Source organism: Luteitalea sp. (assembly GCF_044337415.1).
Lineage (GTDB): Bacteria > Acidobacteriota > Vicinamibacteria > Vicinamibacterales > Vicinamibacteraceae > Luteitalea.
Genome location: NZ_JBIINP010000292.1, coordinates 1 through 4,195, shown reverse-complemented (window position 1 = coordinate 4,195; position 4,195 = coordinate 1). Strand labels below are relative to the sequence as shown.

Below are 4,195 nucleotides of genomic sequence, written 5' to 3'. Positions count from 1 at the left end.
TCGACGCGCGGCGTCCCATAGCCGTGGTCGGGCTGACGATGGACATCCCGCTGACGACCGCCGCGCTGCTGCGTCGGGTCGACACGCTGTTCGCACACAAGGCGATCGTGTCGCGCGAGGCCGACGGTCGCCTCGTGCGCACGACGTACGGCGCGTGCCTGGCCGAGGCTCGCCGCCTGGCCGCCGCGATGCGCGCCCTCGGCGTGCGTCCGGGCGATCGCGTCGCCACCTTCTGCTGGAGCCATGCCCGGCACCTGCAGGCCTTCTACGGCATCCCCGCCTCGGGCGCGATCCTGCACATGCTGAACGTCCGGCTGCCTGCCGACGACCTCGCACATGCGATCACCGAAGCCGACGACTCCGTGGTGATCGTCGATGCGGCGCTGTGGGAGGCGTTCGCGCCCGTAAGGCACCTGATCACCGACCGCCCGTTCGTCGTCATCAGCGACGACGGGGACGTGCCCGCGGGCGCGATCGACCACACATCGCTGCTGGCCGCGCACGAGCCCCACGAGTTCCCGGAGCCAGACGAACGAGCCGGCGCGGTCCTCTGTCACACGTCGGGAACGACCGGGCGGCCGAAGGGCGTGCTGACCTCGCATCGCGCCCTCGTGCTGCACGCACTCACGCAGGCGCTGCCCGACATGCTCGACCTGTCGGAGCGCTCGACCGTGCTGGCCGCGGCCCACCTGTTCCACGCCAACGGCTGGGGGTTGCCCTTCAGTTGTGCACTCGTCGGCGCATCGCAGGTGCTGCCCGGCGCGCGCCTCGACGCGGCCGGGCTCGTTGAGCTCCTCGAGTCGGAACGCGTCACGCACACCGCAGGCGTGCCGACCATCGCGCACGACCTGCTCGCCTGGCTCGACGCGCACCCGGGCCACGACCTGTCAAGGCTTCGCACGATGCTGGTGGGTGGCGCCGCGCTGCCCGAGGCAACGATTCGCGCCTACGACGAACGGCACGGCGTACGGCTGCTCCACTCGTGGGGCATGACCGAGACCGGCCCACTCGGCACGCTCGCGCGCGTGCCGAGCGAACTGGCGGACGCACCCGCCGACGCGCAGTACGCATGGCAGGCCACGCAAGGCCGCCCGGCCCCGCTCGTCGAGATCCGCGCCCGCGCCGAGGACGGCACGCTCGTGCCCTGGGACAGCGCCGCCGCCGGCGAGCTCGAAGTGCGCGGACCGTGGGTCGCATCGTCGTACTTCGGGTCGCCCGTGGCCGGTCGCCCGCAGGCAGTGAACGACACGTGGACCGCTGATGGATGGCTGCGGACAGGAGACGTGGTGACGATCGGCCCGACGGGCGCCGTGTCGGTGATCGATCGCGCCAAGGACCTCGTGAAGTCCGGCGGCGAGTGGATCAGGTCGGCGGCCCTCGAGGCCCTGCTCCTGGAGCACGCCTCCATCGCGGAGGTCGCCATCGTCGCGGTGCCGCACGACCGCTGGGGCGAGCGCCCCGTGGCCATCATCGTGGTGGCACCAGGCCACGAGGCGCCGACGCTCCACGACCTGCACGCCCACCTCGCAGACCGCGTCCCCCGCTGGTGGCGCCCCGACACACTCACGATCGTCGACACCCTCCCGCGCACCAGCTCGGGGAAGGTCCGGAAGGCGCTGCTGCGTCAGGAAGTGTCGCCGCCACGCTGACCAGAGAGGCGTCGCCGCTGTCTGGTCACCTGTCCCTTGACTCCCCGTCCCTTGTCCCTGGCCTCCCTTGTGACTCGCGTACTCGTCCCTTGTCCCTTGCGCGATAATGCCCTGTTCTCGCCGTGACGACCCTCGTTCGCCCCGACAACCCTGACGACGAACTCGCCTCGCTGCACGCGCGCGTGAAGGAACTCGAGGCCGCGCTCGACGCGCGCACGGCCGACCTCGACGCGTTCAAGCTCGAACTTGAGGCCTTCCGGATCCGCTACCGGAAGGAGGTCGGGCTGCTTCACGACCAGCTCGATGAACTCGAGATCGCCATCGCCGAGCTCGAGCTCGGCGAGCTGTCGCGGAAGGTGGCCGAGGCGAAGGCAGCCGAGGAAGCCGGAGAAGCGCCGCCCGCCGACACGGGTCCGTCGCCCGTGGTCGACGTGCCGCCGCGCTTCACGTCCGACGCGGTGCGCAAGCTGTTCCGCGAGGTCGCCAAGATCATCCATCCCGATCTCGCGCACGACGGCCACGCCCGCGACCATCGCCACTCCCTGATGGTGCAGGCCAACCGCGCCTACCGGCTGGGCGACGAGGAACAGCTCCGCTGGATCCTCCAGATGTGGGAGCGGAGTCCCGAGGCCGTGCGCGGCAGCGACCCAGACGCCATGCGCCTGCGGATGTTGCGCCGCATGTCGCAGCTCGAGGAGCACCTCGACCGGCTGTCGAAGGAGCGCGAGGAGCTGCTGGCATCGCCGATCGGATCGCTGAAGGTGATGGTCGACGAGGCCGCCGGCAAGGGGAAGGACCTGATCGCGCAGATGGTCAAGCAGTTGCAGCGCGACATCATGGCCGCCACCAACCGCCTCGACGCCATGCGCTACTGACCACGGAGGGCGCCCGGCGCCGAGGTCGCGGCCTCAGGCCTGGACCATCGGCACACGCCCATCCCTGATGGCCTCGAGCAGCGCCTCGTGGTCGCGCTCGTTCTGGTCGGCGTAGGCCTCGGCGAACCGGCCGATCGCCTCGTCGACCCGCGCGCTGCTGCCGAGGTACCCGGCGATGGCGGCCGCATCGCCCGTGCGCGCATGCGCACGGGCCAGCGCCCACCCGCACCATTCCGCGTAGCGCAGCATGGCGACGGCGTCGAACACCTCCACCACCGGCTTGATCTTGATGTCGCGCAACTGGCGCACGTAGTAGTCGCGGCCGCGCTCGGACGTCCAGCCGAGGAACACGTCGCTGGCCGACTGCATCAGCCGCTGCCCCACCACCACACGCTCACCGTGGTGCGCGTGCGTGCTTGGCTGCAGGTACGGCTCGAGCACGCTCTGCCTCGCCTCCTTCACCTGCAGGAACAGCACGTCGTCTGGCGCCGCCATCATCAGGAGGATGAGGCAGCGCCGGCCCACGCTGCCGACGCCCACGACCTTCGCGGCCGCATCCATCACCTGGTAGCGATCGAGGAGGTGGCGTCGGTCCTCGGCCAGCGTCTCGCGGTAGCGCGCGACGGCGGCCCGCACGAGCGCGAGGCCGGCCTCCGGGTCGACGTCGGTCTCGTGGAAGAGCAGGGGCGGGTCGTCCTTGATGCGTGGCCGTCCGTCGGTCATGTCGGCCAGCTTCGGGAAGTCGTCCGAGAACGCCGATCGACTGGCCTGCCGCGCCACCAGGCGCTCGACGCGCTCGCGCCACTTGCGGGTGCGCACGGTGTTCACGAGTGCCGTCACGTCGATTCGCTGGTACCAGCGGTCGAGCGCACCCATGGCGGCCAGCACGGCCATGCGCTCGCGATAGGCCCGCACGGACGTGCGCGCGGCCTCGCGTGCGTCGCCGCGCGAGAAGCGGTTGTGGCGACTGGCCACCACGACACTCGTCGCGAGGCGCTTGAGGTCCCACTCCCAGGGCCCAGGCAGCGTCTCGTCGAAGTCGGTGATGTCGAAGGCGATGTTGCGCTCGGGCGTCGCGAACCCGCCGAAGTTCGCGAGATGACAGTCGCCGCACAGCTGCGCGTGCAGGCCGGACGCGGGCGTGTGGGCGAGGTCGGCGGCCATGATCGCGGCCGCGCCACGGAAGAACTCGAACGGCCCCTGCGCCATGCGGCCGTACCGGATCGGCACCAGCGCGGGCGTTCGCTCGGCGTCGCCGCGCGTGAGGATCGTGACCGGGTCCTCGCGGTGGCGCGCTGCCGTCCAGGCGCCGTGCGACCGGCGTCCGACGCGCTGCCGCAGTGCGCGACCCGCCTGCATGCGGTCCTCCGTGGACCGCAGCACGGGGCTGCCGCCTGCGGCGTGCGCCGCGTGTTCGTGAGGTCGTGCTCGACGGGCCGTCATGCGAGGCAGGTGACCAGGGGAAGACGGATCAGTACGCCTCGGCGACGTAGCGGTACGGGTATCCCGGTTCCCGGTAGCCGCCGGGCTTCTGCCGCTTCGGAAGCTTCACCTTGGGCCGCGGCAGGCGCTCGTAGGGGACGTGCGACAGGATGTGGGTGATCACGTTGAGCCGCGCGCGCTTCTTGTCGTCGGAGGGCACCACGGTCCACGGCGCGAACTCGGTGTCGG

3 protein-coding genes and 1 pseudogene are annotated in these 4,195 nt (G+C 71.2%); 2 read left to right on the top strand and 2 right to left on the bottom strand.

Annotated elements, in window-relative coordinates; translation table 11 throughout:
- Positions 1-1,649 (top strand): long-chain-fatty-acid--CoA ligase (locus ACIRDX_RS21130; RefSeq protein WP_396627413.1); only part of this gene is annotated, 1,649 nt, incomplete at its 5' end.
- Positions 1,650-1,771: 122 nt separating this feature from the next.
- Positions 1,772-2,524: a hypothetical protein gene (locus tag ACIRDX_RS21125; protein WP_396627412.1), complete on the top strand. Its 753-nt coding sequence runs from the start codon at positions 1,772-1,774 to the stop codon at positions 2,522-2,524.
- A gap of 33 nt (positions 2,525-2,557) precedes the next feature.
- Here ACIRDX_RS21125 and ACIRDX_RS21120 read toward each other — a convergent pair whose 3' ends face one another.
- Together ACIRDX_RS21120 and ACIRDX_RS21115 are read right to left on the bottom strand one after the other, a co-directional pair.
- On the bottom strand, positions 2,558-3,907 hold the full coding sequence (locus ACIRDX_RS21120) for a DUF2252 domain-containing protein (RefSeq protein ID WP_396627411.1): 1,350 nt from the start codon (positions 3,905-3,907) through the stop codon (positions 2,558-2,560).
- Positions 3,908-3,995: 88 nt separating this feature from the next.
- Positions 3,996-4,195, bottom strand: a pseudogene (locus ACIRDX_RS21115) (polyphosphate kinase 2); the annotation flags it as partial.